Genomic DNA, 23417 nt, shown 5'->3' on the forward strand with positions numbered 1-23417 from the left:
CCCCGTCGCCGGGGCTGGAGGCAGCCGCGCCACAGGCGTGGCGTTTACTGCTTGATGCAGCTGGAGGCGATGCGCCAGAAGGTTTCCGGTTGCATCGTGTGGAAATCCCAATCGTTCACCAAGGCATGCGCGGTGGTGACGATACGGTCGATATCGAAATCGTCACGTGTGGCCGCGCCGGTGGACTCGACCGCGTCGATGACGAAACGTGTTGCGGTTTCCCGCGAGTAGATATGTTGCTCGGTCCGGTTCCTGTCCATAATTCCGAGCCGGCCGAGGTCCATTGGCTGGTTCATGCGAACGCCCCTGACGCCAGGCCGAGAGCTAACCGATGGCGAAAATTGGCCTCGGGTTAACCCAGCGGCTCCCTGGTAGTCCCCTGTACTGCCTTGACAGAACGAGTCTAGGTCCGTGCAAGGAGCAGATGCAAGTACATCTGCAACTTCTAATCGGTAGTCGCAGAGTGCATTTGGGCTGCTGGGGGGTTGCTATTTGGGTACCAGGATACCCGTGAGGTCGGCCTTCCGGATGGGCGTGTCGGGGTTGGCCTGGGCACTACACATGAGTTGGATAGCGGCAATGGCATTATCGACGGTGCCGGGGTCCGGTGTGGTGGTCAGTTGCGAATCTTGTTCCAGATATTTGCGGACCGTCACTCGCTGCTTGTCCTGGTCCTGTTTGATGAACTCACTACACGGTGTGTCGCCACCCTTATTGACAGCCTCCTTCGCTTGTTCGCATCCGGCGGCCGCCAGCGCGGCCGTCAGCAGCGCCACCGCGAAGGAGGGGCTCAGGAATCGTTGTCGGTGTGCCATGTCTCGTGCCATGTCTCGGCGTACCCCGCGCCGACCGGGGGCAATCGCGGCGCGGGAACCGGCACCGACGCAACGAGATCGGGGCTGTCAGTGGCCCTCGGGGTCGCGCAGCCGGTCTCCGGTGCGCGCCTTGACCCGCCGGTGCTCGGCGGTGATGATCACCGCGCCGGCGGCCAGGCAGACCACGGTCACGATGGCGCCCAGCAGGGTCCAGCCCGGGAAGCCGTATCCGGCGGCGGTGAGCGTGGCCGCCAGCGCGACCACGCCGATCGCGACCAGTGTCAGGCCGGGCCAGTTGCGGGTGTCGGCGACGGATTCGCCGGCGCGCGAGCGCGTGGTGCGCTGAGCGTCGGGGGTGTAGCCGGGCTCGCTGCCGCCTGTCGGTCTCGTACCGGCCGGTTCGTTCGGGTTGCCGGTCATCGGCGGTCTCCTTCGGAAATAATCGGAACACGGGGCTGCTGGCCGGGTACCCGCGAAACCGCCTCGACCACAGCCGCGTCCGGAATTGCGTCCAGGCACGGATGCCCGGGGATGGGGCAGGTGCGGGCGCGGGATCCGGCGCAGGGCGCGTGCTGGTCGCCCAGCAGGACGACGGGCACCCCGTAGGGGGCCCAGCGGCGGGCCGGGACGACCGGGGCGAACAGCGACACCACCGGGGTGCCGACGGCCGCCGCCAGATGGGCCGGGCCGGTGTTGGGGGCAACCACGACGCGGGCCTCGCGCAGGATCGCCGCCAGTCCGGCCAGATCGGTGCGCCCGCCCAGATCGCGGGCGTGCGAATCGGCCACCGCCGCCGTGAGTTCCCGTTCGTCCGGTCCACCGGTCACCACGACCCGGTGACCCGCGCGAGCCAGGGCCGCGACCACGGATCGGCTGCGCTCCATCGACATTCGCCGGGCCGGGACCGCCGCGCCCGGATGGACGACGATATAGCCGGGGCCGCCGGTGAGTTCGCCGACCTCGGGCAGCAGTTCGGGTCGCACGGCGAGTTCGTAACCGACCGGTGGGTATCCGGCGGCCGTCGAGAGTGACAGCGCCCGTTCCGGTTCGGGGATGTCGTCGTCGACACGATGGCGCACGTCCAGCAGTGAACCCGGGTAGTCGACGCTGATCGCGCTGATCCGATCCACCCCGGCCAGCCGCAGCAGCAGCGCCAGCGGCAACGGCGACTGGTGAAAGGAGGTGAAGATGATCGCCTCGTCGGGCACCTTGTCCCGCACCTGCGCCAGCAGCCCGTCCACGCTCTCACCGATCGACCGCGGCGGCGTGAAATCCACCCAGGCGGCATGAAATTCGACCACCCGATCCACCCCGGGCAGCAATTCCGCCGCCGCCCGCCCCCGCGGCCCCGCCAGAAAGGTCACCGTATCCGCCCGCGCAGCCACGGCCCGCACCGCAGGCCCCACCAACAACACATCCCCCGCACTATCGAGCCGAGCGACGAGCACATGCCCCCGCCCGGCCTCCGGCCGGGCGGGGGAACCGGTGGCTGCGTCCTGCGCGGGGGAACCGGTGGCTGCGTCCTGCGCGGGGGAGCCGGTGGCTGCGTCCTGCGCGGGGGAGCCGGTGGCTGCGCGCTGCATGGGGGAGCCGGTGGCTGTGCTCTGCGTGGGGGAACCAGGCACCGGGGTTTGTCCGGTGGCGGTCATGCGGAGGCCTGGCGGATGGTGGTGGTTGCTTCGGTGAGTAGGCGGTTCCAGCGGCGGAGGAAGGGGGCGATGCCGAAATTGGCTTGGGCCCAGTGGCGGGCGGATTTGCCGGTCAGTTCGGCGAAGACCGGTTCGGCGACGAACTGGCGGACGGCCTCGGTGAGGATGTCGGGGTCGGTGGAGACGACGCCTGCCTCGGCGGGGATCGAGGCCGAGGCCTCGGTGGTGCCGACCGCGACGATCGGCATGCCCAGATACATGGCCTCGATGACCGACATGCCCAGCGAGGTCCAGCGTGGGGTGTGCACGAAGACCCGTCGACGTCCCAATTCGCGATGTAGCGCGGCCTGATTCAGGTCGCCCACGCCGCAGACGCGATCCGGTGGGCGGCCGACCACGACCTCGAGTCCGGGGGTGCCGATGCCGAAGACGTCGATCGGTGCGGCGTCGGACAGCCCGGCGAGCAGGTCGGTGCCCGTGATCCGCCAGCGGCGCACCGGCTCGTTGATGGTGGTGGCCGCGCGCGGCATCTCGCCGGTGTAGAGGTAGCCGGGATCGATGACTCCGTGCGGGATGACCCGGGTCTGAGCGCGGCCGTTGTCCCACATCAACCGGTTGAAGCTGGTCACGTGCACCAGCGGGATGTCGGAGCGGTCGGCCAGCGGATGCCGGGTCAGCGCCGCATGCTCGCGCGGGGTGTTGTGCTCGACGTAGACCGCGGGCACCTCGGTCCCCGGCGCTCGGCCCAGCCATTCCCGGGCCAGCTCGAGTTCGCGCGGGCGCTGCAGCAGCACCACGTCGACGTCGGTGTGGGCCAGATCGGCGGGCGCCACCTCGACGACGCGGTCGGACCACGGCCGCCCGCACCGCCCGAGCGCCCATTCCCCGAGCGCCGGATCCGTGGGCAGCAGATAGTTGTGCGGGCCCTGTACGAACGAGGTCGTCCAGGACCCGTGCACATGCCACAGCAGCACGTTCAGCGCGCGGGACTGCGAATCGGTGGTCGAATCCCTCATACGGGGCGGGTGCCCGGCGCACCAGGTGTGAAACGTGTACCGATCGGCTGCGCGGGTAGGCGCTGAACAGGCCGTCCGTCACGGATGGCCGGTCCCACCGGACGATTCGAGGAGGCACTCCATGACCACCGCACGCGACATCATGACTCCCGGTGTCGAATGCGTACGCACCAGCGATACCGTGCTCGACGCGGCACGCAAGATGGCCGAACTGAACATCGGCGCCGTGCCCATCTGCGGCGAGGACAACCGGCTCAAGGGCATGCTCACCGACCGCGACATCGTCGTGAAGGTGATTGTCCAGCGCAGGGATCCGATCGGTGTGCATGCCGGCGAGCTGGCCGAGGGCACCCCCGTGATGGTGCAGGCCGACGACGATGTCTCGAAGGTGTGCGAGCTGATGTCGCAGCACCAGATCCGCCGAGTGCCCGTGCTGGACAACGACCGCCTGGTCGGCATCGTCGCCCAGGCCGACGTGGCTCGCGAACTCGGCAACCCGCAGTCGGGCAGCGTCGTCGAGGCCGTCTCGCAAGAGTAGCCCGCCCCGCATGCCTCCGCCCGTGTGGTCCCGGCCGAAAGCATCCGGGACCATAGGGATTCGTACGCCAGAACCCTTGTGCCGGAACCCTGGTGGTCCCGGCATGCTGTGACCGGGACCTCAGCTCGAAGGGGTCGGATTCGGTTCGCGCACAGGTGTTTTCGCGGGAACCGGGAGGTCGTAGACCGCGAAGGCGGCTCGGATCACCGGCTGGGCCACGTTGCGTACCCGGATCCCGCCCGGTGTGGTGCCTCGCTCGTAACCGGCGTGGGCGTGGCCGTGCAGCGCCAATTGCACTCCGCAGCAGTCGATCGCCTCGCCGAGCAGATACGAGCCCAGGAACGGATAGATCTCCCGCGGTTCGCCGTGCAGGGTGTCGCTGACGGGGGAGTAGTGGGTCAGCGCCACCCGGATATCGGTGTCCAGGCTGTCCAGCGCCTCCCGCAGCGATTGGGCGAGATCGACTGTGTGCGAGGCGAAGTCGCGCATCACGCGTTCGCCGAACACGCTCGCGCACTTACCCGCGAAGCCGCCGCCGAAACCCTTCGTGCCCGCCACCCCGAGGGTGTGCCCGTCCACGGGCACCGTGGTGGCATCGCCCTCAAGCACCCGGATGCCGTGATCGCGGAGCAGGGCGGTGATGTCGTCCTGCTCGTCGCTGTGATGGTCGTGATTGCCCAGCACAGCGATCACCGGCACCCCCAGATCGGCGAATTCGGTGGCGACCACCCGGCCCTCGTCGAGGGTGCCGTGGCGGGTCAGATCGCCCGCCAGCAGCAGCACATCGGCGCAGTCGGGCAACTCCTCCAGCGCCGGGCGCAACAGCCCGGCCGACTCCGCGCCCAGGTGCACATCGCCGACCGCGGCGATGCGCACCACCTGTTCCGCGCCGTCAGCCGAGGTGCTCATGATCGGCCGGTGCGGTCGGGGTCGTGACGCGGACATCGTTGTGCACACGCAGTTTCGGAGCGTGCTCGCGGACGACGTCCTCGAGTTGGCGGCGGCGCTGGGCGCTGCTCACCTCGCCGGAGAGCACGACCACATCGCCGCGAATGGTCACCTGCACGCCCATTTCGGCGGTGCGCGGGTCCTCGGCGAAGGCCCGGCGCAGATTCGCCACCAGATATTGCGGCAGGACGTCGCCGCTCGGATCGTCGATCACAATGCCTCCCTTGTCGCAGATGCCGAGATCCTCGAGTAGGCCGAGGAAGGCCCGGGCGTAGGGCGACATCGAGGTCTCCTCACGCACCTGGGCCCAGTCCACCTGCTCGCGCAGCCCGCGCGCGATATGCAGCAGGGTGGTGAAATCCAGCCGATGCGGGTCGAGCACCATCAGCTTGTCCACCATCAGATCGGTGCCGCTGACCACGGGCGCCGCGGTCGGGCCGATCCGCATCCACGTTGCGCGCGCGAGCATTTCGTCGTCGACGGGGCGATAGTTGGGGCGGAAGATCAAGTCCACCAACGTCTCTCCGTCGTAGGCCTTGGTGAGCCAGTCCTCCGCCGGATCCACCAGTCGCAGACCCGCTCCCGCCAGCGCCTGCCGGGCGCGTTCGACATCGACGGGTTTGACGAAGATGTCGACATCATGATCGGAGGCCGGCCCGCCCCGGGCGTACACCGCGCAACCGCCGGCGACCGCGAACGGGATCTCGGCATCCAACAGGGTGTTCACCACGCGCGTGAGGGTCTGCAACAGCTGGTCTATCGGCGTGGACATGGTGTTGTCCTACCCGGGCCGGTCGGTGTTAATCGCGCGAGGCGGCCGACAGCGACCGCGTGGCCGGACCCTCGAGCAGCCGCCCGTCCGGGGCGAAGCGCGAACCGTGCAACGGGCAGTCCCACGAGCATTCCGCAGCGTTCCACGCCACGATGCCGCCCAGGTGCGGGCACACCGCCGACACCCGGTGCGTGTGGCCGTCGACGGTGCTCACCGCGGTCGGGGTGGGGCCGAGACCGTCGAGGCGGCCGCTGCCCTCGGCCGGTGGCGCGGCCGCGGCGCCGGTGACCCGGCGCGCGACCGGGGCGGCCAGCGCCGACAGCCAGCCCTTCGAAAACCGCAGTGCCACTTCGCCGTTGTCGCGGACCGCGGTCGGCAGTGCGGCCAGCTCCCGCGGACTCCAGGTGTCGAACGCCGTCTCCCACGGCGCGGGCTTGCCGATCATGCGGCCGACCAGGGTGTGCGCGGCGGCCACGGCGTTGGCCAGCCCCCATTTGGCATAGCCGGTGGCGACCAGGATGCGGTCGTGACCGGGCAGGATCGGTCCGGCGTAGGGCAGTTCGCCGCTGGGCCGATAGTCCTGCGCCGACCAGCGATACACCGGTTCGGCCGCCGGGAACCAGCGACGGGTCCACTCGACCACGTCGTCGGCGTGACCGCGGGCGTCACCGGTGCGGCCGACCCCGTGACCGCTGCCGCCGACCAGCAGCAGATCGCCGTGTTCGGTCGGCACGTACCGCACCGAGCGCACCGGGCTGTCGGCACTGAGGTACATGCCCCGCGGGGGCGGCTCGGGCACCTCGAAGGCCGCCGCATACGAGCGCTGGGCGGTGACCCGGGCGAAGAATCCGCCGCGGTCGAGGATCGGGGTGCCGGTCGCCAGGATCACGGTGTGGGCGGCGACGTCGCCGTGTTCGGTGCGCAGTTCGTGGTCGGCGCCGTCGCGGCTGTGCATGCCCTGGACGCGGGTGCCCTCGAAGATCGGCACGCCGCGGACCTGCAGATCGGCGGCGAGCGCATCGATCACGTCGATCGCGTCGAGCTGGGCCTGGTCGTCGAGGCGGACCGCGCCGTGGATCGGGAAGGGCACGTCGAGATCGGAGACGAAGGAGGTGTCCAGCCCGGCCTTGCGGGTCGCGGCGAGCTCGGCGCGCACCGCCTTCAGACCGGCCTCGGTCTGCGCATAGGTATATGCCGCTTCACGCTGCACCGCGATGTCGTGCTCGGCGCAGTAGCTCAGCAGCCACTGCTGACCGGCACGATTGGCCTCGGTATAGGCGCGCAACAGCTTCGGTGAATGGCGGCGGGCGATCGCACCGGCCCGGGTGCCCTGCAGCAGGCTGACCTTGCCGGTGGTGTTGCCGGTGGTGACCGCGCCGAGGCGTCTGGCCTCGACCACCGCCACCTGGACACCCTGCTCGGCCAGCAGCAGCGCGGTGACCAGCCCGGTCAGACCGCCGCCGACCACGACGACGTCGAAGCGTCGGCCCGGGGGGAGAGCCGGCCGGGCCGGGGGACGGGGTTTGTGCAGCCAGATCGAGGTCATATTGTCCGGTTGCCCGGCCGCGCGGGCCGAAAACTCCACGCTGATTGAGCGGTCCCGGCGCGGGTACGCGGATATCACCACGCAGTCCGCGACGAAAGGGGTACCAGATGCCCAAGACCACTCAGCGAGGCGATCCGAAGGCCTCCGAGCTGCCCAGCACCCTGCGCAAATCCGATGAACACGCGCAGCGCATCTTCGCCGAAACCCACGATTCGGCCCTCGAGGAGTACGGCAGCGAACAGCGCGCGCATCGGGTCGCCTATGCGGCGCTCAAGCACAGTTACGAGAAGGTCGGCGACCATTGGGAACCGAAGAAGAAGCGCGGTCCCTCCGATGAGCGCGCCAAGAGCGGCGGACCCGACGCCGAGGGGGAGACCGCGGAAGGAGTGAACGCCAACGCCTCCAAGCGGCATTTGCTCGATATCGCGGGCCGACTGCAGATCTCGGGGCGCTGGAAGATGACCAAGGACCAGCTCGTGGAGGCGATCGAGAAGTACGACCGGCGGGCCCGTGCCCGCGGTAAGGGGAAGAAGGCCCCGGGCTCGTGAGCGGCGCGACGGCCGAGCCGCCGGCCGAGGACCGGATCTGGAACTGGGAGACCCGGCACGAGACCGATACGCAGCGGTTGGATCGCAATTGGATCACGCTGATTCAGGAGACTCGTGTCGTGCAGACCGGTGTGCAATTGCTGACCGGATTTCTGCTGACGCTGCCGTTCCAGGCGCGGTTCACCGATGTGGTGAGCGATTGGATGCGGTGGGTTTATCTGGGCACGGTGGCCGCGTCGATCGGGGCCACGGTCTTTCTGGTCGGCCCGGTGTCGGCGCACCGCATCCTGTTTCGCCGCCATCGGCTGGCGCAGGTGGTGCACATGGCGCATCTGTACGCCATGGTCGGGCTGGCGTTGCTCGGTGTCGCGTTGACCGGAGTGGCGATTCTGATTTTCGATGTGGTGGCCGGCGGAGTGGCCGCGGCGGTTTCGGGGGTCGTATTCGCCGCGGTGTTCTTGATTGCCTGGCTGGTGCACCCGTGGCACGAGCGCCGACCGCCACGTGTGTCATCACAGTAATATTTCGGTGTTATGGATCACCCTGGTGGGCAGCGCGTTTCGCTACCCTACGCCCGGGTACGTCCAGAATGTCCGTGATACCGACATTCTGGAGGTGAATGTCTTGTCCGAGCGTGAAAAGGGCGGCGCCCGCGAAGGTTTCGAAGGTGCTGTCGAGGATGTGAAGGGTAAGGCCAAGGAGGCCGCCGGCACCGTCTTCGGCAACGAGAACCTGCGTGACGAGGGCCGGGCCCAGCAGGACCGGGCCGAATCCAAGGAGGAGGCCGCCAAGAAGGAAGCCCAAGCCGAAAAGGAACGCGCCGAGGCGCGGATGGACGAGGAGCGCCAGCGCGCATACCAGCGCGGTAACCAGTAACGCTCGCGTCCTCTGATTCCGAAAGAAACGGTTGCCCGGTTTGTGAACCGGGCAACCGTTCTTCTTTGTGCATTTCGACCCCGTCGAATTTCGTTGGTCGAATTCAGGATCGGGCGGCCACGGCCGCCGAGAGTTGCCGATCCACCGCCTCGATCACCTGCTCGGGGGTGATCAACAGCAGACCCGGGTCGGCGGTGTCGGCGAACGGGTCGCCCAACCGCCTCGCCCAGAGCACGCGGTGCGCCGGACGGTCCGGCGGCGGACCCCACCAGGCGGGCGGATTCGGTCCGAACACCAGCACCGACGGCGTGCCGAAAGCCGTTGCCAGATGCCCGATTCCGGTGTCTCCGCAGACGACCAGCGCCGCACCGGCCACCGTGGCCGCGACCTCGCGCAGCGTGTAGTGACCGGCGGTCACGGCCTCCGCGGGCAGACCTGCGTACTCGGCGACGTGCCGGGCGAGGGATCGCTCGGATCCGCTGCCGGTCACCAGGACGCGATGGCCGCCGCGGTGCAGATGCGCGGCGACGCTGGCGAATCGCTCTGCGGGCCAGCGGCATGCGGCGGTGCCGGCGCCGGGATGGACGATCACCGCTCCCTCGTTCCGGGTCTGCGGCGGTGCCTCGATCGCCAAATCGCTTGGGGTGGTACGGATTCCGGCCGTCTCCAGCAATCGGCACCAGCGGACCACCTCATGGGCGTTGAACGGCCATTCCGGCCCCGGGATCCGCGGGTAGCGGCGGTGGCGGTAGGTGATCAGGCGCTCGGGGCGCAGGCGGAGCAGGTCGGCGATGCTGGTCGGGCCGCGGCCGTGCAGGTTCACCGCCAGTCGCGGCGGCGGGCCGTCCCAGTGCAGGGCGCCGAGTCCCGGAGTGGGGTGCAGATCGTCGACGGCACCGGACAATTCGACGATCGGGCGCAGCCATTCGGGGGCGGCCAGCACCAGGCGATGGTCGGGGTGGGCGGCGCGCAGTGCGCGCAGCGCGGGGACGGCGGTGAGGAAATCGCCGAGCCCGAGCGCGCGCAGCGCCAGCGTCACGGCCATGAGGTTTCGGTGGACGGGCAGACCACCATCTCCCGGATCTCACAGCCCGCGGGTTGGGACAGGGCGAAGACGACCGCGTCGGCGACGTCCTCGGGACGGTTCAGTTTCGCGTCGGGGCCGGGCTTGTACTGCTCGGGCCGGTCGTCGAAGAAGGCGGTGTGCATGCCGCCCGGGACCAGCATGGTGACGCCGATTTCCCCGGCCGTCTCCGCGGCCAGCGCCCGGGTGAATCCGACCACCCCGAATTTGGAGGCGCAGTAGGCGGTGGCGTCGGGCAGGGCGCGCAGGCCGAGGGTCGACGCGACGGTCACCACCCGGCCGTGCGTGCGCCGCAGCAGGGGCAGCGCGGCGCGGACGACCGCGGCCGTGCCGAGCAGATTGACCCGGATCACGCGCTCCCAGTCGGCGGTCGGCACCTCGTCGAGGCGACCGCAGGCATCGGTGCCGGCGGCGGTGAACACCCCGTGCACTTCGCCACCCGCGCGCTCGGCCAGGGCCGCGACGGCGCGTTCGGCGGTGCCGGGATCGCCGAGATCGGCTTCCTCCCAGTCGAAGTCGCCGGGATCGGCGCGATCGATGACCAGTGGGGTGCCGCCGGCCTTGCGCACGGCCTCGGCGACGGCCGCGCCCAGGCCCGATGCGCCGCCGGTGATCACGATATTGCCCAGAGTGGTGCTTTCGGTCATACCAGGCTGCCTTTCTTGCCGAAGGGGGTGTCCGGTGGATGATTCGGGAGATTCACAGGGCTCGTAGATGGCGGGCCGGGTGCGGGCGCCGAGCCAGGCGCATACCGGATGCTGCTCCGGCACAGACGAATTCGGCCGCGCTGTCCACGGCGTGGCGGACCGCGTAGGCCAGGCCGTGCCCGTCGTTGAGGGCCGCGGCGGCCGCGGCGCTGAAACGGTCACCGGCGCCGCAGGTATCGGCCCCGGGAGCGGGGCGCAGGCGGGCGGGTACCGGGATGGGCAGGAACTCGCGGGAGCCGCGCCGGTAGAAGACCGCCCCGTCACCGCCGAGGGTGACCACCACCGCACGCGTGCCCCAGCGGCCGGTGAGCTCTCGGGCGCGATTGCCGAAATCCGGCCAGCCCGGGACGAACGCCGCCGCCTCGGCGCGGTTGGGGGTGGCCAGGGCCGCGCCGCGCACGGGAGTGCCGCCGCGCGGATGCGGATCCCACACGATCGGGATGTCGGCGGCGAGCTCGGCGAGCAGTTCCAGCAGTTGCGGGTGGGCGGCCACGCCGCGACCGTAGTCGGCGACCAGGATCGATCCGGCCGAGCGCAGGGCCGAGCGGACGGAACCCGGCAGCGCTTCGTCGTCGGCGATGTGCCCGTCGCCGTAATCGAGGCGAGTGATCGGGACCGGGCGCTGTGCCGGATCGGTCCCGGGGTCCTCGGGCTGCCGGTCGACCGGGCCCGGTCCGCCCGCGCAGGGCCCGACGGCGCGAATGCGTTCCTTGCACACCGTGGTTCCGTGCAGCCGCAGTTCGGCCAATTCGACCCGCCCGGCCAGCAGTGCGCGCAATCGCTCGGCAGCGGCGTCGGCCCCGAAGCCACCGATCAGAATCACCTCGTCGCTGTCGGCGGTCGCCAGCAGCGCCGCCAAACCCGCTCCGCCGGGACGGAATTCGCGGGTCGCGACGTCCACGACGGGGACCGGGGCGTCGGGGCTGCACCGATCGGCGCGGCCCTGCACATCGATATCGAGCAGGACGTCGCCGACCACGACCAGCGGCCCTCGGGAACTCATACGTCTACCTCCGGGTCGGATGCTCACCGGGATCCCATGGCCGATTCCAGTGCGGCACAGAGTGAATGGATCAGCAGCAGGTGCACTTCCTGCACCGTGGCCACGCGGTCGGCCTCGACGGCGATGGCGTCGTGACACAGGGCCGCCAGCGGATTGGGCGCCGGGCCGGTCAGGGCCCAGGTGAGCGCCCCGATGTCCTGGGCCGCCTTGGCGGCGGCGACCACGTTGGGGCTGGAACCGCTGGTGGACAGGGTGACCAGCACATCGCCGGGGCGGGCGTGGGCGCGCACCTGGCGGGCGAACATCTCGTCGATGCCGTAGTCGTTGACCACCGCGGTCATCGTCGAGGTGTCCGCATGCAGCGGAATCGCGGACAGTGGATCGCGTTCACCCTCGAAGCGCCCGGTCAGCTCGGCGGTGAGATGCTGTGCCTCCGCGGCACTTCCGCCGTTGCCGCAGGCGAACAGCCGCCCGCCGCGCGCGTAGACGCCGGCCAGATGCTGTCCCCAGCGCCACAACCGCCCGATTGCGGGCCGATTGTGGTGCAGGGCCTGCTCGAGCGCGGTGAAACGGGCGGCGAGGATGTCGTCGTATTGGATCGTCACCGTGAATCCTCCTCTCTCCCACCGTCGGATCCGGTGCCGGCCAGCGCGAGGTCGACCGCGGTGGCCAGGTCGGGGGCCACCCGGGCGACGGCGCGGGCGTGCGCGATCTCGGCGGGACGGGTCTTGTCGGTGGGTACCAGTACCGCGCGGGCCCCGGCGGCCAGGGCGGCTTGCACGTCACTGCCGATATCGCCGATCATCACGCAGTGGGCGGGCGCGACGCCTAGACGCCGGGCCGCGGCGGTGACCAGCCCCGGGCGCGGTTTGCGGCACGCGCAGCCGTCGGCGGGGCCGTGGGGGCAGATCTGCCAGGTGTCGAAGGGGCCGAGTAGCTGCTCGACGCGCGCGTTGACAGCGGCCAGTTGTGCCAGGGTCACCTTTCCGGACGCCACTCCCGACTGATTGCTCACCACGCCGACCGGTACGCCCGCGTGGCGCAGCTCGTCCAGCAGGGCCGCGGCACCCGGAACCGGCTGGACCAGTTCGGGATCGGCCAGGTAGGGCACGTCCACAATCAGGGTGTCGTCGCGATCGAACAGCAGCGCCGGTGGCATCACGGGCACCTCATCGCGCTGCCGACGCGGTCTTACCGGCGACCATCGGGGCGGCCAGCCGGTAGACGCCGAGGGTCTGCGTCGCGATCCGGTCCCAGGTGTAGCGGGTGCGGGCACGCGCGAAACCGGCCGCGCCCCACACTTCCCGCAGCGTGTGGTCGGTCAGCAGCGGGCGGAGGGCCTCGGCGATGGCATGCGGGTCCAAGGAGGCGACCAGGCGTCCGGTCACCCCGTCCACGACGGTGTCGATCATGCCGCCGACCGCGGTCGCCACCACCGGCAGGTGACATGCCATGGCCTCCAGCGGAACCATGCCGAACGGTTCGTACCACGGCGTGCACACCACCGCATCGGCCGACCGCAACAGTGCGGGCATGGCGGTGCGCGGCACCTGGCCGAGCATCCGGACTCGGTCTGCCACACCGGCTTCGGCGGCGATCCGGCGCAGGCGGGTGGCCTCCTCGGCCTCCTCCTCCGTGCCTCCGGCGATGATCAGTTCGGTATCGGGGAGTTCGGCCAGCGCCCGGATGGCGATGTCGAAGCCCTTGCGCGGCACCATCCGGCCCACCGACACCAGCCGGTGCGGCAGGCGGCCGCGCTCGGCGGCCGGGCCGTCCGGAGTGAACAGCTGGGTGTCGACACCGCAGGGAACCACCGAGGTGCGATAGCGCGGCACACCCATCCGGGTGAGTTCGAACACTTCGTCGCTGCAGGTTGCCACGATTCGGGAGGCGCGGGTGGCGATCAACCGCTCGAAGCGGATCCGCGACGGCGGACTGGTGTCGGCCGCGCCCTGATGGCGCCGCTTCACCGTCCCCAGCGCGTGAAAGGTCTGCACCACCGGCACTTCCAGATCCCGCGCGGCCAGTTCGGCGGCGAGACCGGACATCCAGAAGTGGGCGTGCGCCACATCCGGGCGCGACGCCGTCCAGTGCTCGCGCAGATAGGCGCCGAATTCGCCCATGTGGGGCAGTAAGCGATCTTTGGGCAACGGCCGCGGCGGCCCGGCGGGCACGTGCACCACGCGGTAGCCGTCGGCGGTGTCGACCCGGTCGGGCGCGTGTGCGTCATCGCGGCGGGTGTACACCGTGATCTCGTGCCCGCGCCGGGCCAGCGCCGCGGAAAGCGCTGCCACGTGCACATTCTGGCCGCCCGCATCGGCGCCACCGAGGGCCGCCAGGGGACTGGCATGTTCGGAGATCATGGCAACTTTCATGTGCTCGACATGCCCGTGCTTCTCCGATCGAAACACCGCGGGCCGCGGAGACGAGCAACACGATTGAAACTGGTTTCGGCAGCGTGCTATATCTGCCTGCGGGAACAAGATCGATCGCCGCGGCGATCCGACCGGTAGGACGTGGAAAACGTGACCGAGGAATTCGGATACTTCGGGGCCGACGGCGGGGCGTTCGAACCGCGGTCGATCGCGGCGAGCCAGTGGTCGGCGGACCAGATGGTCGGCCCGGCGCTGTGCGGCGTGCTGGCCCGGGCGCTCGAAAACGGGCACGGCGGCGACGGTTTCGCGCCGGTGCGGCTGACGGTGGACCTGTTCAAGCCGGCGCGGATGCGGCGGCTGTCGGTGTCGACCACGCGGGTGCGTGAGGGCACCCGGATCCGGCTCGCCGACGCGGTGGTGATTCAGGACGAGACACCCGTTGCGCGTGCGTCGGCGATTTTCCTGCGGCCGTCACAGCAGCCGCCGGGAACGATCTGGACCCGGGACCGGAAGCCGATGCCGCCGCCGCTGGAGCTGGCGCCGCCGCAGGCGCGTCCGGATGCTCCGCTGTGGAACAGCGACGCCTCCGCCGAGTGGACGCGTCGCGTGTCCGACCACGAGAACGCCAGCCGCAAACGCTGTTGGCAGCACCCGCTTCCGCTGATCGCGGGGGAGGAGCCGTCCCCGTTCGTGACCGTCGCGATGGCCGCGGAACAGACCAGCATGGTGACCAATTGGGGCGACGCGGGCATCGGCTTCATCAACACCGACCTCACCGTGGCCCTGTCCCGCCTGCCCGTCGACAGCTGGATCGGCCTCGAGGCGGACAACCACCTGAGCGAGAACGGAATCGCCGTCGGCACCACCACCCTCTTCGACCGCCACGGCCCCTTCGGCACAGCCATGACCACCGCCCTCGCCAACGCCGCCCGCCAGATCACCGCCGCCCGCCTCGACGGCGTCATCGCCGCCCGCCACGAGGACGTCATCGCCGCCGCCCGCCGCCCCTGACCCCGTCGCTCCGGCCCTGGGGGCCGGAGCGACGGGGAATGAAGCAAGCCTGTCGCGGGGAATGAAGCAAGCCTGTCGCGGGGAATGAAGCAAGCCTGTCGCGGGGAATGAAGCAAGCCTGTCGCGGGGAATGAAGCAAGCCTGTCGCGGGGAATGAAGCAAGCCTGTCGCGGGGAATGGAGCAGGACCGGCGACCAGAACCGGGAGACTCGGCGACCGGGAACGACGGAGATGCCAGTGATTACGGGCACGCCGGGCGACGGGTACGGCAGCAGGCGTGTGCCCTTGGATGTTCAGCCGTGTCACAGGTGGAGGCGGTGGTTTTTCCACTGGTGGGCGGCGTCGCGGAGGCTGCGGGTCCAGACGTTGGAGTTGCGGGTGGCGGTGGCGGTCCATTCCTCGGCGAGGGCGGTGGAGAACAGGGCCAGGTCGTGGTCGGTGGCGGTGTGCCAGGCGGGGACTCGGGCGGCCCAGGTCTCGGCCTCCTCGGGGCGTTGGCCCGCGAGGATCAACCACACGATCCAGCAGCCCGGGTCGATCCAGGCCGCCCCGCGCGTGGCCCACGGCCAGTCCACCAGGCGGGCGACCCCGGCCTCGGTGATGAGCACATTGCTGTAGTTCCAGTCGGTGTGCAGCAGCGCGTCACCGGCCAGGCGTTCCCGGTCGGCCGGATCGGAAAGATAGGTGCCCCAACGCTTCTCGGCATCCTTGAGCTCCAGGTTCGCGGGACAGCGCAGCCGTCCGAGCGCGGCCATCGCCGCGGCCGTGGCCACCAGATCCGACTCGATCCGATAGTCCGCGAAATGTCCTGCGACATATTCGAAGCCGAGCAGATCCCAGCCGTCGGTGGCGATCTGCCAGCGGACCTGCGGGCCGATCGGCGTGACATACGGGCCGAGGGTGGCCTCGCGATGCTGGGTCCACACCTCCGGATCGTCGGCGCGCATACCCTTGACGAAAGTGCGGTCGTCGGCGGTATCGACGACGGCCGCGAGATGACTACTGAATCCGGCTACGACGGACTCCGCCCGCACGATCGGACCGGTCATCGCCTCCACCGCGGCTCGGGTGGCCGGGGGCAATTGCTCCCAGCTGCGTCGCCGTGACGATGTCTGTGTCCGATCGACAGTCACCTCCGACATGTACCCCGAATCGGGCACCTGAGCAAGGTGTGCTTACAGTCCCGAGGGGTAGGTTTCCGGGGCCTCGGCTTCCGTTGTGCCGGAATATTTCCGACCGGAATCCGCGGGGTCGGCCAGGGGCTGGAGTGCCTGTGTGTTCGGGATGTGAATCATGGCGTCGAACCACTGGGCGGGCCGCACATAGTAGTAGTGGCTGGGGCGCTCGGTCTCGGGCCGATAGACCACGCCGATGGCGCGGCCCAGCCGGGGCGCGTCCCAGGCGGCGGCCGCGGCGGGATCGGTGGTGTCCGAACGCATCAGGATCGGACCCATGCCGATGTTCTGCAGCACCTCCTCGACGCTGTCGGGCAACGCGGGACGCACGTCGAATTGCCGAGGTGGAGCACCCCACTCGTCGGCGGCGGTCACCGTGCCGGTTGCCGTCGACATGCCGATCAGCCTGCTCGCCCGCCCGTACTGCCGGCGCGCCAGCCCGCCGAGGGTGATCTGCCCATCCGCGGACAGCTCGGTGGCATCGGCGTCGCCGACATGGGAATTGTGCGCCCACACCACGATCCGGGCCGGGCGCCCGCGCCGGCGCGACAGGTGCGCGTCCAAGGCGGCGAGGGTGTCCAGCATGTGGGTGTCGCGCAGATTCCACGACAGCGTGTGCCCGCCGAACATCGCGCGGTAGTACTCCTCAGCATCGCGGACCGTCGCGGCATTGCGCTCGGCGTAGAAGCGGGCCTCCTCGCCGTCGGCGGCCTGGACGGAGTCGGCGCGAAAAGCGTTGGCGCGCAACTCCATCAGCTGTTCGATCACCTGCTGCTCACAGGGCTCTCCGGCGCCGAAGGCGGCGGCGTATCCGTAGGACTGCCCCTCGGTGGGGAAATGATCGAAGCAGCCGTAGCGCTCTCTCGCCCGTGCCGCCGCAGGGGGGTCGACCCGATCCAGATAGGCGATCACCTCGGCCACCGAGCGCTGCATGTTGTACAGGTCGAGCCCGTAGAACCCGGCGGCCCGGCCGGGCCTGGTCCGGTTGTGCGTACGCAGCCAGGATACGAAATCGCGCACCACGGTGTTGCGCCACATCCAGGCCGGGAAGCGGGCGAAATCGCCGAGCGCCTCGGTGGCCGAGGAATCGGTGCCGCGGCCACGCACATAGCAGTCGACGCGATAGGCATCGGGCCAGTCCGCCTCGGCCGCCACGGCACAGAAATCGTGCGCGGCGATCAGATACTGCGTAATCGCGGCCCGGGCTTGATAGAAGTCGTGGGTGCCGTGGGTGCTCTCACCGATCAGCACGATGCGCGCATCACCAACCAGCGCATCGATCGCGTCGGGCGTCGGGATCCCGTTCGGCGCGGGATGCACCGCCCGGCGCAGCGCCGCCGAGGGTGCGGCCGGAACGGTATGAGCGCTGGTGGGCGTGCCGAGAAGTTGGCTCACCTCTTGATCGGTGACTTGCGTGAAATCCCAGTACGAGTCGCCGACCGCACGGAACGGCGCGGGGGCGGTCGCACAGATCATCTCGTCGACCAGCCGGTTCATCTCCACGCAGGTCGATTCCGGTGCCGCCGGAACCGCCGCCACCAGACGAGCGGGAGCCATATCGCGCAGGGTGCCCACCGCCGCACGCATGCTGGCGCCGGTCGCCAAGCCGTCGTCGACCAGGATGACGATGCGGCCCCGCAGATCCGGCGGCGGCCGATCGCCGCGATAGGCGGCCTCGCGCCGGGCCAGTTCGCGGCTTTCGCGCCCGGTGATGTACTCCAACTGTTCGGCGGTGACGCCCAATGCGCGCACGGTGTCATCGTCGATCACGATCCGATCGCCCGGAGCGATGGCGCCGACGGCGAATTCGGGATTGGCGGGCGCGCCGAGCTTGCGCACCACGAACACATCCAGTGGCGCCTCGAGCGCGGCGGCCACTTCCCAGGCCACGGGCACGCCGCCGCGGGCCATGCCGAGCACGACCACGTCGGATCGGCCACGGTAGTGCGAAAGATGTTCGGCCAGAACCGTTCCCGCCTCGCGGCGGTCCCGGAAGACATGCGGATGGGTGAGGGCGACGGGGGCTCTCGTCATGGCCTCTCCTGTCACAACTGCAACAGCAATATCACTGCCACCACGACGAACACGACCACCAGGACGGCGGCCGCGGCAATCATGCCGACACCGGTCGGCGGGAAATGGTGACGAGTGCGCGGTTCCGGCGCCGACAGACCCGAGGTCTGCGGCGTCTCCGGCGGCGTGGACCCGGGTCGCACGCCGCCGCCGGATTCCAGATCGGGGATACGGGCGGGGTCGGGGTCCATCGCCATCGCCCTACTGCCCGTCGTTCCCTGGTGCCAGCGGCTGGTCGGGCCGTCGGCCTGCGCGTTTGCGGCGCAGGATCACGACGGCGACGGCCACCGGGATCGCGATCAGAATCAGTAGCTCCATACCCGGCGCATACCCCACCCCGGGCGGTTTACTGCTTCGAAGTAGCGGGAAGGTCGACGGCAAGAGTGGATGGTCGGTTCGGCACGAAAGGTCTTGATGGGCGAATAGGCGGCGCCACCGATGGGGAACCGGGGGAGCGATGGCGTCGCGACGGTGGGGCGAATATCGAGCGCCCGGTATCGAACGCGGAGTGCGGCAAGACATTTCCGGCCGTGGAGAGCGACGCGGAAGGGTCCGCGTCGACGCAGGTAGTGAGTCTACGGCTGCGTTTTCGGGTGGAAGCAATGACAGTGGGCCCGTCCCGTGACACAATGTAGACCAGGTTGAGACTACAGCCGATCCCGGTTCGCGCACGGAACCATCCGAGCAGCCGGCGATGGTCATGTAGCACGCCGATTGTCGCCGGACTCGCCGGACGGATCTCCGCGCAGGGACTGGACACCCCCTTTAACGGGAGGCTCTAGTTATGTCTGCAATTGCCGTACTGCATCGCCGGGTCGACGCACCGGCTCCGGTCGATGATGGCGGCCCACCGGTAGTACCCGTACGGGACCTCCGGAGGCACTGCACGATCGTGCGAGTCGAGGGTGAGCTGGACGCCGCGGTGGCCGACGAGTTCCACACGGCGCTGGGTCAGGCCGTGACCGCCAGTTCCCGCGCGGTAGTCATCGATTTCCGGTCTACCCGGTTCCTGAGTATCGGGTCGGCCCGGGACCTGGTGGCCTTCAAGGAGAGGGCCACCGCCGCGGGCGTGGATCTGCGCGTCGTCGCAGGACGGCGGGAGGTCGAGCGTGTATTGGAGGTCACCGGGCTACGGCCGCTGTTCCGTTACTACCCGTCGGTTCAGGCCGCCTTGGAGGCGTAATTGCTCAAAAGGTTCGTGTGGGACCGACCGGAGATCGGTCCCACCGTTCCGCTCGCCGGAGTTTCCCCGGCGGCGGATACTCGTGGGGTGACGCAGAGTGGGGAACTTTCCCCGGACGACGCACGCGATCTGGAACGCGTGATCGGAACCGGAAAACCGCAGAGTGTAGGCGGTTTTCATTTCTGGTTCGCCGACCAGCGGTGGGAGTGGTCCGACGAGGTGGCGGCCATGCACGGGTACGAGCCCGGCACCGTCGAGCCGAACACAGACCTACTGCTGGCGCACAAACATCCGGACGATCGCGCGCAGGTGGCCAGCACCATCGCCCGCTCGATCGAGAAGGCGGAGCCGTTCTGCAGCCGGCACCGCATCATCGACACCGGGGGGCGGGTGCACCACGTGATCGTCGTCGGCGACTACATGGTCGACGAGGACGACGCCGTGATCGGCACGACCGGGTATTACATCGATGTCACCGCCACCCTCGCCGAGCACCGCCAGGAAACCCTCAGCGGTGCACTACCCGAGCTGTACGAGGCGCGCGCGGTGATCGAACAGGCCAAAGGCGCGCTGATGCTGGTCTACGGTGTCAGCGCCGACCAGGCGTTCCGGGTGCTCACCTGGCGCTCGCAGGAGACCAACACCAAGCTGCGCACGCTGGCCCAGCAACTGGTCACCGAGCTCGTGTCGCTCGGTGGCTGGTCGGTGGAAATGCGCACCCGGTTCGATCATCTGTTGCTGACCGTGCACGAACGGGCGATGGCGGACTGAGGTAGGGGTGTTTCGACCTTTCGACCCGGGGTACGTCGGCATTGGTACAACGCCGGAGAGAAAGGCGACAGGTGGCAGCCCTGACCGCGGTACCGGCGCTCGACGCCGCTCGTTCGCCCCGAACGTCTCGGGCCGACCGCGACCGCCCTACAGTGCAGGGTTGCGGCGGATCATGGACGTGACATCGAATGGACGGCGTACCGGCCGGGGCTCGCGGGCACCGGCCGCATCAGCCGGTCAGGAGGAGGAGAGGGACGTGTCGATGAGCGAGTGGGTTTCGAGGTCACCTGCGCAGACCTCCACCGTCGGCATTCGTGTGCCGGCCGACCTGGGGCAGCTGACGATGCTGCGCGCGCTGGCCGAAACCGTCGCGCTGATCGCGGATTTCGCGCTCGACGAGGTGACCGATATCCGGGTCGCACTCGACGAGATCGCCACGGCCCTCATTGCCGAGGCGGCGCCGGGCTCGTCGATCGATTGCGATTTCAACTTCGACGACGGCCGGATGACGGTGCAGGTCACCGGGGTGGTTTCGGTGTCCGACGCGCTCGATCAGAACAGTTTCGGCTGGCACGTGCTACAGACCATCACCGACACCATCGCGGCCCAGACCGAGCCGTTCGACGCGTCGTGCGAGGGATACCCGGTCGTCGTCGAATTCAGCCGGGCGCGAGGTGAAGCCGATGGGGGATGAGCGCAGCCGCCGTCACCGCGGTGGCGACAGCTACGACAATATCGAGCCGGTCTTCGAGGAGTTGGCCGCGCTCGCGCCCGACGACCCGCAGCGAGAAGTGGTGCGGGAGAAGGTGATCGGGCTGTGCATGCCGCTCGCCGATCACATCGCCCGCAAGTTCTCCGGCCGCGGTGAGAATTTCGACGATCTGCTGCAGGTGGCCCGGGTCGGGCTGGTGCAGGCGGTGGACCGGTTCGACGTCACCCGCGGATCGTCGTTCCTGTCGTTCGCGGTGCCGACGATCATGGGCGAGGTGCGCCGGCATTTTCGCGACAACACCTGGGCGGTGCGAGTTCCGCGGCGCACCAAGGAGATCCAGCTGTCCATCGGCGGCGCCGTCGACCAGCTGGCGCAGCGGCTGGGCCGCATGCCCCGGGCCCGCGAGATCGCCGAGGAGCTGGATGTCGACCTGGTCGAGGTCACCCAGGCGCTGATCGCCGGCAACTCCTATCAGCTGTCCTCGCTGGACGCCGTCACCGGCGACGACAGCGAGAACACCCCGCTGTCGCTGCTCGAGGTCCTCGGCGAGGCCGAACCGAAATACGACCGCGTCGAAGAGTTCATGGCGGTCAAACCCCTCATCGCCGAACTCCCCGAACGCGAACGCAACGTCCTGATCATGCGCTTCTTCGAAGCCAAAACCCAAACCCAGATAGCCGAGGCCCTCGGCATCTCCCAAATGCACGTCTCCCGCATCCTCGCCAAAACCCTCACCTGGCTCCGCGAGGAAGCCCTCCGCGACTGAGCCATAGCAAGCTGGTCCTCGACGGCCCACGAGTATCGGGCAAGGATGCTTACGCGCTCGACAGTGCCCGCGAGCCGTCGCGTCGTGTCATCGGTACATGTCGGCATTTCGCCGTGATCAGCTGCGCGCTGCTGCGCTACCGGGGCATTGCCTCCCGTGTTCGGTGCGGTTTCGCCACCTACTTCCAACCAGGCCAAGGGCTCGATCACTGGATCACCGAGTACTGGGACGACACCGAAGGCCGGTGGGTGCGGATCGACTCCGAGATCCTCGGGCAGTCCGTTCTGGAACATCCCGAGGATCTCGGCGCCGGGGAATTCCTCAGCGGGGGTGAGGCATGGGCCGCGTTCCGGGACGGCCGCATCGACGCCTCGACCTTCGGCGTCTATGGAACCGAGAACTGGGGACCGGCCGAGATCCGGGGCAATGCGATCAAGGACCTTGCCGCGCTGAACAAGGTCGAGACCCTCCCGTGGGACGAGTGGGGTCGCATGACCGCCTCCTACAACGGCGAAACCGGCCGCGACTACGACGAACTACTCGATACCATCGCCGCGATCTGCAGTCACGGCGACACCGTCGCGCTCACGGAACTCTACGCACGGGACGAGTTGTGCGTCCCTGCAGAGCTCGTACGCTGATCGTTGGCTTGGCCTTGCCCGAATGAATGAGAATCTCGGGTGAGGCCGGTGAGATGGGTCAGTCCCCAGAGGGCCAGGGCGGAGAAGGAGTAGAGGGCGCCGAACCAGCAGGAGGCGGGCCAGCCCCAGGTGGTGTATGCCCAGGTGGTTGTGATTGCGCCGAGGGCGGAGCCGAGGGAATAGAAGGCCATGTAGGCGCCTATGACGCTGCTGGCGTGGTGGGGGTGTGCCGCGGTGAGTAGGTGTTGGCTGCTGACATGCACTGCCTGGACGGCGAAGTCGAGCAGGATGATGCCGATGATGAGCGGCCACAGGGTTGGTGCGGTGCGGGCGATGAGTAGCCAGGAGGCGGTGAGCAACGCCAGTGCGGAACCGGTGATCGCCTGGGCGTGACCGGAGTCGGCCCATCGTCCCGCGCGGGCGGCGCCGAGCGCCCCGGCCAGACCGACCAATCCGAACAGGCCGATCTGCGTGGTGCCGAAGTTCAAGGGCTCGGCGCCGAGGGGGAGAGCGAGCCCGGTCCAGAGGGTTCCGAAGGACGCGAAGAGGAACAAGGCGATCAGGCCTCGGCTCAGGAACAGGCGATCCGTGCGCACGAGTCGCCCCATCGATGCCAGCACCTGCGCGTACCGTCCGCCGGGGGTTCTGTGGTCCGGGTCGAGTGCCGCGCGGACGACGAGGGCCAGAGCCACGCAGAGCACGGCGAGCAGCGCGTACACGGCACGCCAGCCGACCGCGTCGCCCAGGACGCCCGCGAGGACGCGACCGCTGAGGATACCGATCACCACACCCGAGGTGACCACGCCGATAGTGCGGCCCCGCTCGCTCGGCGCGGAGACGGCGGCGGCATAGGCGACGGTCACTTGAACCACGACCGCGAACAAACCCGCGAACGCCAGTCCCGTCACCGCGACGGCACCGTTCGGAGCGGCGGCCGCGACCGCTGCCCCCGCCGCGGTAAGTATCAAATGCACGGTGATGAGTCGGCGACGATTCAGCACGTCTCCCAGTGGAACCAGCAGGATCAGACCGGCGAAGTAGCCGATCTGCCCGGCGGCACCCAGCCCGCCCAGCGACTCACGCGCCAATCCCAGGTCTGTGCCCGCCGCCTCCAATACCGGCTGAATCGCATACACCGTCGACACGGCCACCGCGCACACCAGCGCCAGGACGAATCGCTGCGATCTCGTGACTCCTGTAGCCACCAC

The 23417-nt window shown here is 69.2% G+C and carries 28 protein-coding genes; 10 read left to right on the forward strand and 18 right to left on the reverse strand.

Annotated elements, in window-relative coordinates:
* Nucleotides 1–44 precede the first annotated feature (44 nt).
* From IU452_RS04560 to IU452_RS04580, 5 genes are all read right to left on the reverse strand, one after another.
* Nucleotides 45–296, reverse strand: coding sequence for a hypothetical protein (locus IU452_RS04560; RefSeq protein WP_195107631.1), 252 nt, complete (start codon nt 294–296; stop codon nt 45–47).
* A gap of 192 nt (nt 297–488) precedes the next feature.
* The gene (locus IU452_RS04565) at nt 489–815 is read right to left on the reverse strand and encodes a hypothetical protein (RefSeq protein WP_195107632.1); all 327 of its coding nucleotides are present in this window, start codon (nt 813–815) and stop codon (nt 489–491) included.
* Between the two features lie 87 nt (nt 816–902).
* On the reverse strand, nt 903–1235 hold the full coding sequence (locus IU452_RS04570; protein WP_228816643.1) for a DUF6480 family protein: 333 nt from the start codon (nt 1233–1235) through the stop codon (nt 903–905).
* Nucleotides 1232–2464, reverse strand: a complete 1233-nt coding sequence (locus IU452_RS04575) for a glycosyltransferase family 9 protein (protein WP_228816645.1) — start codon at nt 2462–2464, stop codon at nt 1232–1234. Before IU452_RS04575 ends, IU452_RS04570 begins: the two co-directional genes overlap by 4 nt.
* Nucleotides 2461–3480, reverse strand: a complete 1020-nt coding sequence (locus IU452_RS04580) for a glycosyltransferase (RefSeq protein ID WP_228816647.1) — start codon at nt 3478–3480, stop codon at nt 2461–2463. The genes IU452_RS04575 and IU452_RS04580 overlap by 4 nt, the downstream gene beginning before the upstream one ends.
* 121 nt (nt 3481–3601) lie before the next feature.
* On the opposite strand from IU452_RS04580, the gene IU452_RS04585 reads away from it, so the two are divergent.
* Entirely contained in the window at nt 3602–4018 is a 417-nt protein-coding gene (locus IU452_RS04585; protein WP_195107633.1) for a CBS domain-containing protein, read from the forward strand.
* 120 nt (nt 4019–4138) lie between these two features.
* Here the strand turns inward: IU452_RS04585 and IU452_RS04590 are convergent, their stop codons facing one another.
* From IU452_RS04590 to IU452_RS04600, 3 genes are read right to left on the reverse strand one after another with little or no spacing between them, the layout of a single operon-like run.
* Nucleotides 4139–4927: a metallophosphoesterase family protein gene (locus IU452_RS04590; protein ID WP_195107634.1), complete on the reverse strand. Its 789-nt coding sequence runs from the start codon at nt 4925–4927 to the stop codon at nt 4139–4141.
* Complete coding sequence (locus tag IU452_RS04595) at nt 4911–5738, reverse strand: BON domain-containing protein (RefSeq protein WP_195107635.1); 828 nt, start codon at nt 5736–5738, stop codon at nt 4911–4913. The genes IU452_RS04590 and IU452_RS04595 overlap by 17 nt, the downstream gene beginning before the upstream one ends.
* Before the next feature lie 28 nt (nt 5739–5766).
* Nucleotides 5767–7323: an FAD-dependent oxidoreductase gene (locus IU452_RS04600; protein WP_324192441.1), complete on the reverse strand. Its 1557-nt coding sequence runs from the start codon at nt 7321–7323 to the stop codon at nt 5767–5769.
* A gap of 68 nt (nt 7324–7391) precedes the next feature.
* Here IU452_RS04600 and IU452_RS04605 point away from each other — a divergent pair, with 68 nt between their 5' ends.
* The 3 genes from IU452_RS04605 (at nt 7392) to IU452_RS04615 (ending at nt 8708) form a co-directional block, all read left to right on the forward strand.
* On the forward strand, nt 7392–7832 hold the full coding sequence (locus tag IU452_RS04605; protein WP_195107636.1) for a ChaB family protein: 441 nt from the start codon (nt 7392–7394) through the stop codon (nt 7830–7832).
* Entirely contained in the window at nt 7829–8353 is a 525-nt protein-coding gene (locus IU452_RS04610; RefSeq protein ID WP_324192442.1) for a DUF6328 family protein, read from the forward strand. The genes IU452_RS04605 and IU452_RS04610 overlap by 4 nt, the downstream gene beginning before the upstream one ends.
* Nucleotides 8354–8456: 103 nt before the next feature.
* Nucleotides 8457–8708, forward strand: coding sequence for a CsbD family protein (locus tag IU452_RS04615; protein ID WP_195108248.1), 252 nt, complete (start codon nt 8457–8459; stop codon nt 8706–8708).
* 103 nt (nt 8709–8811) lie between these two features.
* Here the strand turns inward: IU452_RS04615 and IU452_RS04620 are convergent, their stop codons facing one another.
* The 6 genes from IU452_RS04620 to IU452_RS04645 are packed head-to-tail and all read right to left on the reverse strand — an operon-like array spanning nt 8812 to nt 13877.
* Entirely contained in the window at nt 8812–9753 is a 942-nt protein-coding gene (locus IU452_RS04620) for a glycosyltransferase family 9 protein (protein ID WP_195107637.1), read from the reverse strand.
* Nucleotides 9744–10439, reverse strand: a complete 696-nt coding sequence (locus tag IU452_RS04625; RefSeq protein WP_195107638.1) for an SDR family oxidoreductase — start codon at nt 10437–10439, stop codon at nt 9744–9746. The genes IU452_RS04620 and IU452_RS04625 overlap by 10 nt, the downstream gene beginning before the upstream one ends.
* 52 nt (nt 10440–10491) lie before the next feature.
* Nucleotides 10492–11502, reverse strand: a complete 1011-nt coding sequence (locus IU452_RS04630; RefSeq protein WP_195107639.1) for a PfkB family carbohydrate kinase — start codon at nt 11500–11502, stop codon at nt 10492–10494.
* Between the two features lie 23 nt (nt 11503–11525).
* Complete coding sequence (locus IU452_RS04635) at nt 11526–12086, reverse strand: SIS domain-containing protein (protein WP_195108249.1); 561 nt, start codon at nt 12084–12086, stop codon at nt 11526–11528.
* 17 nt (nt 12087–12103) lie between these two features.
* The gene (locus tag IU452_RS04640; protein WP_195107640.1) at nt 12104–12661 is read right to left on the reverse strand and encodes a D-glycero-alpha-D-manno-heptose-1,7-bisphosphate 7-phosphatase; all 558 of its coding nucleotides are present in this window, start codon (nt 12659–12661) and stop codon (nt 12104–12106) included.
* A 10-nt stretch (nt 12662–12671) separates the two neighbouring features.
* Nucleotides 12672–13877, reverse strand: coding sequence for a glycosyltransferase (locus IU452_RS04645; RefSeq protein WP_195107641.1), 1206 nt, complete (start codon nt 13875–13877; stop codon nt 12672–12674).
* 150 nt (nt 13878–14027) lie between these two features.
* On the opposite strand from IU452_RS04645, the gene IU452_RS04650 reads away from it, so the two are divergent.
* On the forward strand, nt 14028–14888 hold the full coding sequence (locus IU452_RS04650) for an acyl-CoA thioesterase domain-containing protein (RefSeq protein ID WP_324192443.1): 861 nt from the start codon (nt 14028–14030) through the stop codon (nt 14886–14888).
* Nucleotides 14889–15190: 302 nt separating this feature from the next.
* Here the strand turns inward: IU452_RS04650 and IU452_RS39120 are convergent, their stop codons facing one another.
* From IU452_RS39120 to IU452_RS04665, 3 genes are all read right to left on the reverse strand, one after another.
* Nucleotides 15191–15937, reverse strand: a complete 747-nt coding sequence (locus tag IU452_RS39120; RefSeq protein WP_195107642.1) for an aminoglycoside phosphotransferase — start codon at nt 15935–15937, stop codon at nt 15191–15193.
* A gap of 126 nt (nt 15938–16063) precedes the next feature.
* Nucleotides 16064–18097 (reverse strand): erythromycin esterase family protein, encoded by a 2034-nt coding sequence (locus tag IU452_RS04660; RefSeq protein WP_195107643.1) that lies wholly within the window; start codon nt 18095–18097, stop codon nt 16064–16066.
* Between the two features lie 11 nt (nt 18098–18108).
* Nucleotides 18109–18333, reverse strand: a complete 225-nt coding sequence (locus tag IU452_RS04665) for a DUF6480 family protein (protein ID WP_195107644.1) — start codon at nt 18331–18333, stop codon at nt 18109–18111.
* A gap of 587 nt (nt 18334–18920) precedes the next feature.
* Here IU452_RS04665 and IU452_RS04670 point away from each other — a divergent pair.
* From IU452_RS04670 to IU452_RS04690, 5 genes are all read left to right on the forward strand, one after another.
* On the forward strand, nt 18921–19319 hold the full coding sequence (locus IU452_RS04670; RefSeq protein WP_228816649.1) for an STAS domain-containing protein: 399 nt from the start codon (nt 18921–18923) through the stop codon (nt 19317–19319).
* An 87-nt stretch (nt 19320–19406) separates the two neighbouring features.
* Nucleotides 19407–20090 carry a PAS and ANTAR domain-containing protein gene (locus IU452_RS04675; protein WP_195107646.1) on the forward strand — a complete coding sequence of 228 codons (684 nt, stop codon included), beginning with the start codon at nt 19407–19409 and terminating at the stop codon, nt 20088–20090.
* 262 nt (nt 20091–20352) lie between these two features.
* A complete protein-coding gene (locus tag IU452_RS04680) occupies nt 20353–20784 on the forward strand; it encodes an ATP-binding protein (RefSeq protein ID WP_195107647.1) in 432 nt (143 codons plus the stop codon).
* Entirely contained in the window at nt 20774–21568 is a 795-nt protein-coding gene (locus tag IU452_RS04685; protein WP_195107648.1) for an RNA polymerase sigma factor SigF, read from the forward strand. The genes IU452_RS04680 and IU452_RS04685 overlap by 11 nt, the downstream gene beginning before the upstream one ends.
* Nucleotides 21569–21657: 89 nt before the next feature.
* On the forward strand, nt 21658–22209 hold the full coding sequence (locus tag IU452_RS04690; protein WP_324192492.1) for a transglutaminase domain-containing protein: 552 nt from the start codon (nt 21658–21660) through the stop codon (nt 22207–22209).
* On the opposite strand, the gene IU452_RS04695 is transcribed toward IU452_RS04690, so the two are convergent.
* Nucleotides 22164–23414, reverse strand: coding sequence for an MFS transporter (locus IU452_RS04695; protein ID WP_195107649.1), 1251 nt, complete (start codon nt 23412–23414; stop codon nt 22164–22166). The genes IU452_RS04690 and IU452_RS04695 overlap by 46 nt on opposite strands.
* Nucleotides 23415–23417: the final 3 nt, after the last annotated feature.

Origin of the sequence: Nocardia transvalensis (assembly GCF_015477765.1) — a bacterium.
Classification (GTDB): domain Bacteria; phylum Actinomycetota; class Actinomycetes; order Mycobacteriales; family Mycobacteriaceae; genus Nocardia; species Nocardia transvalensis_A.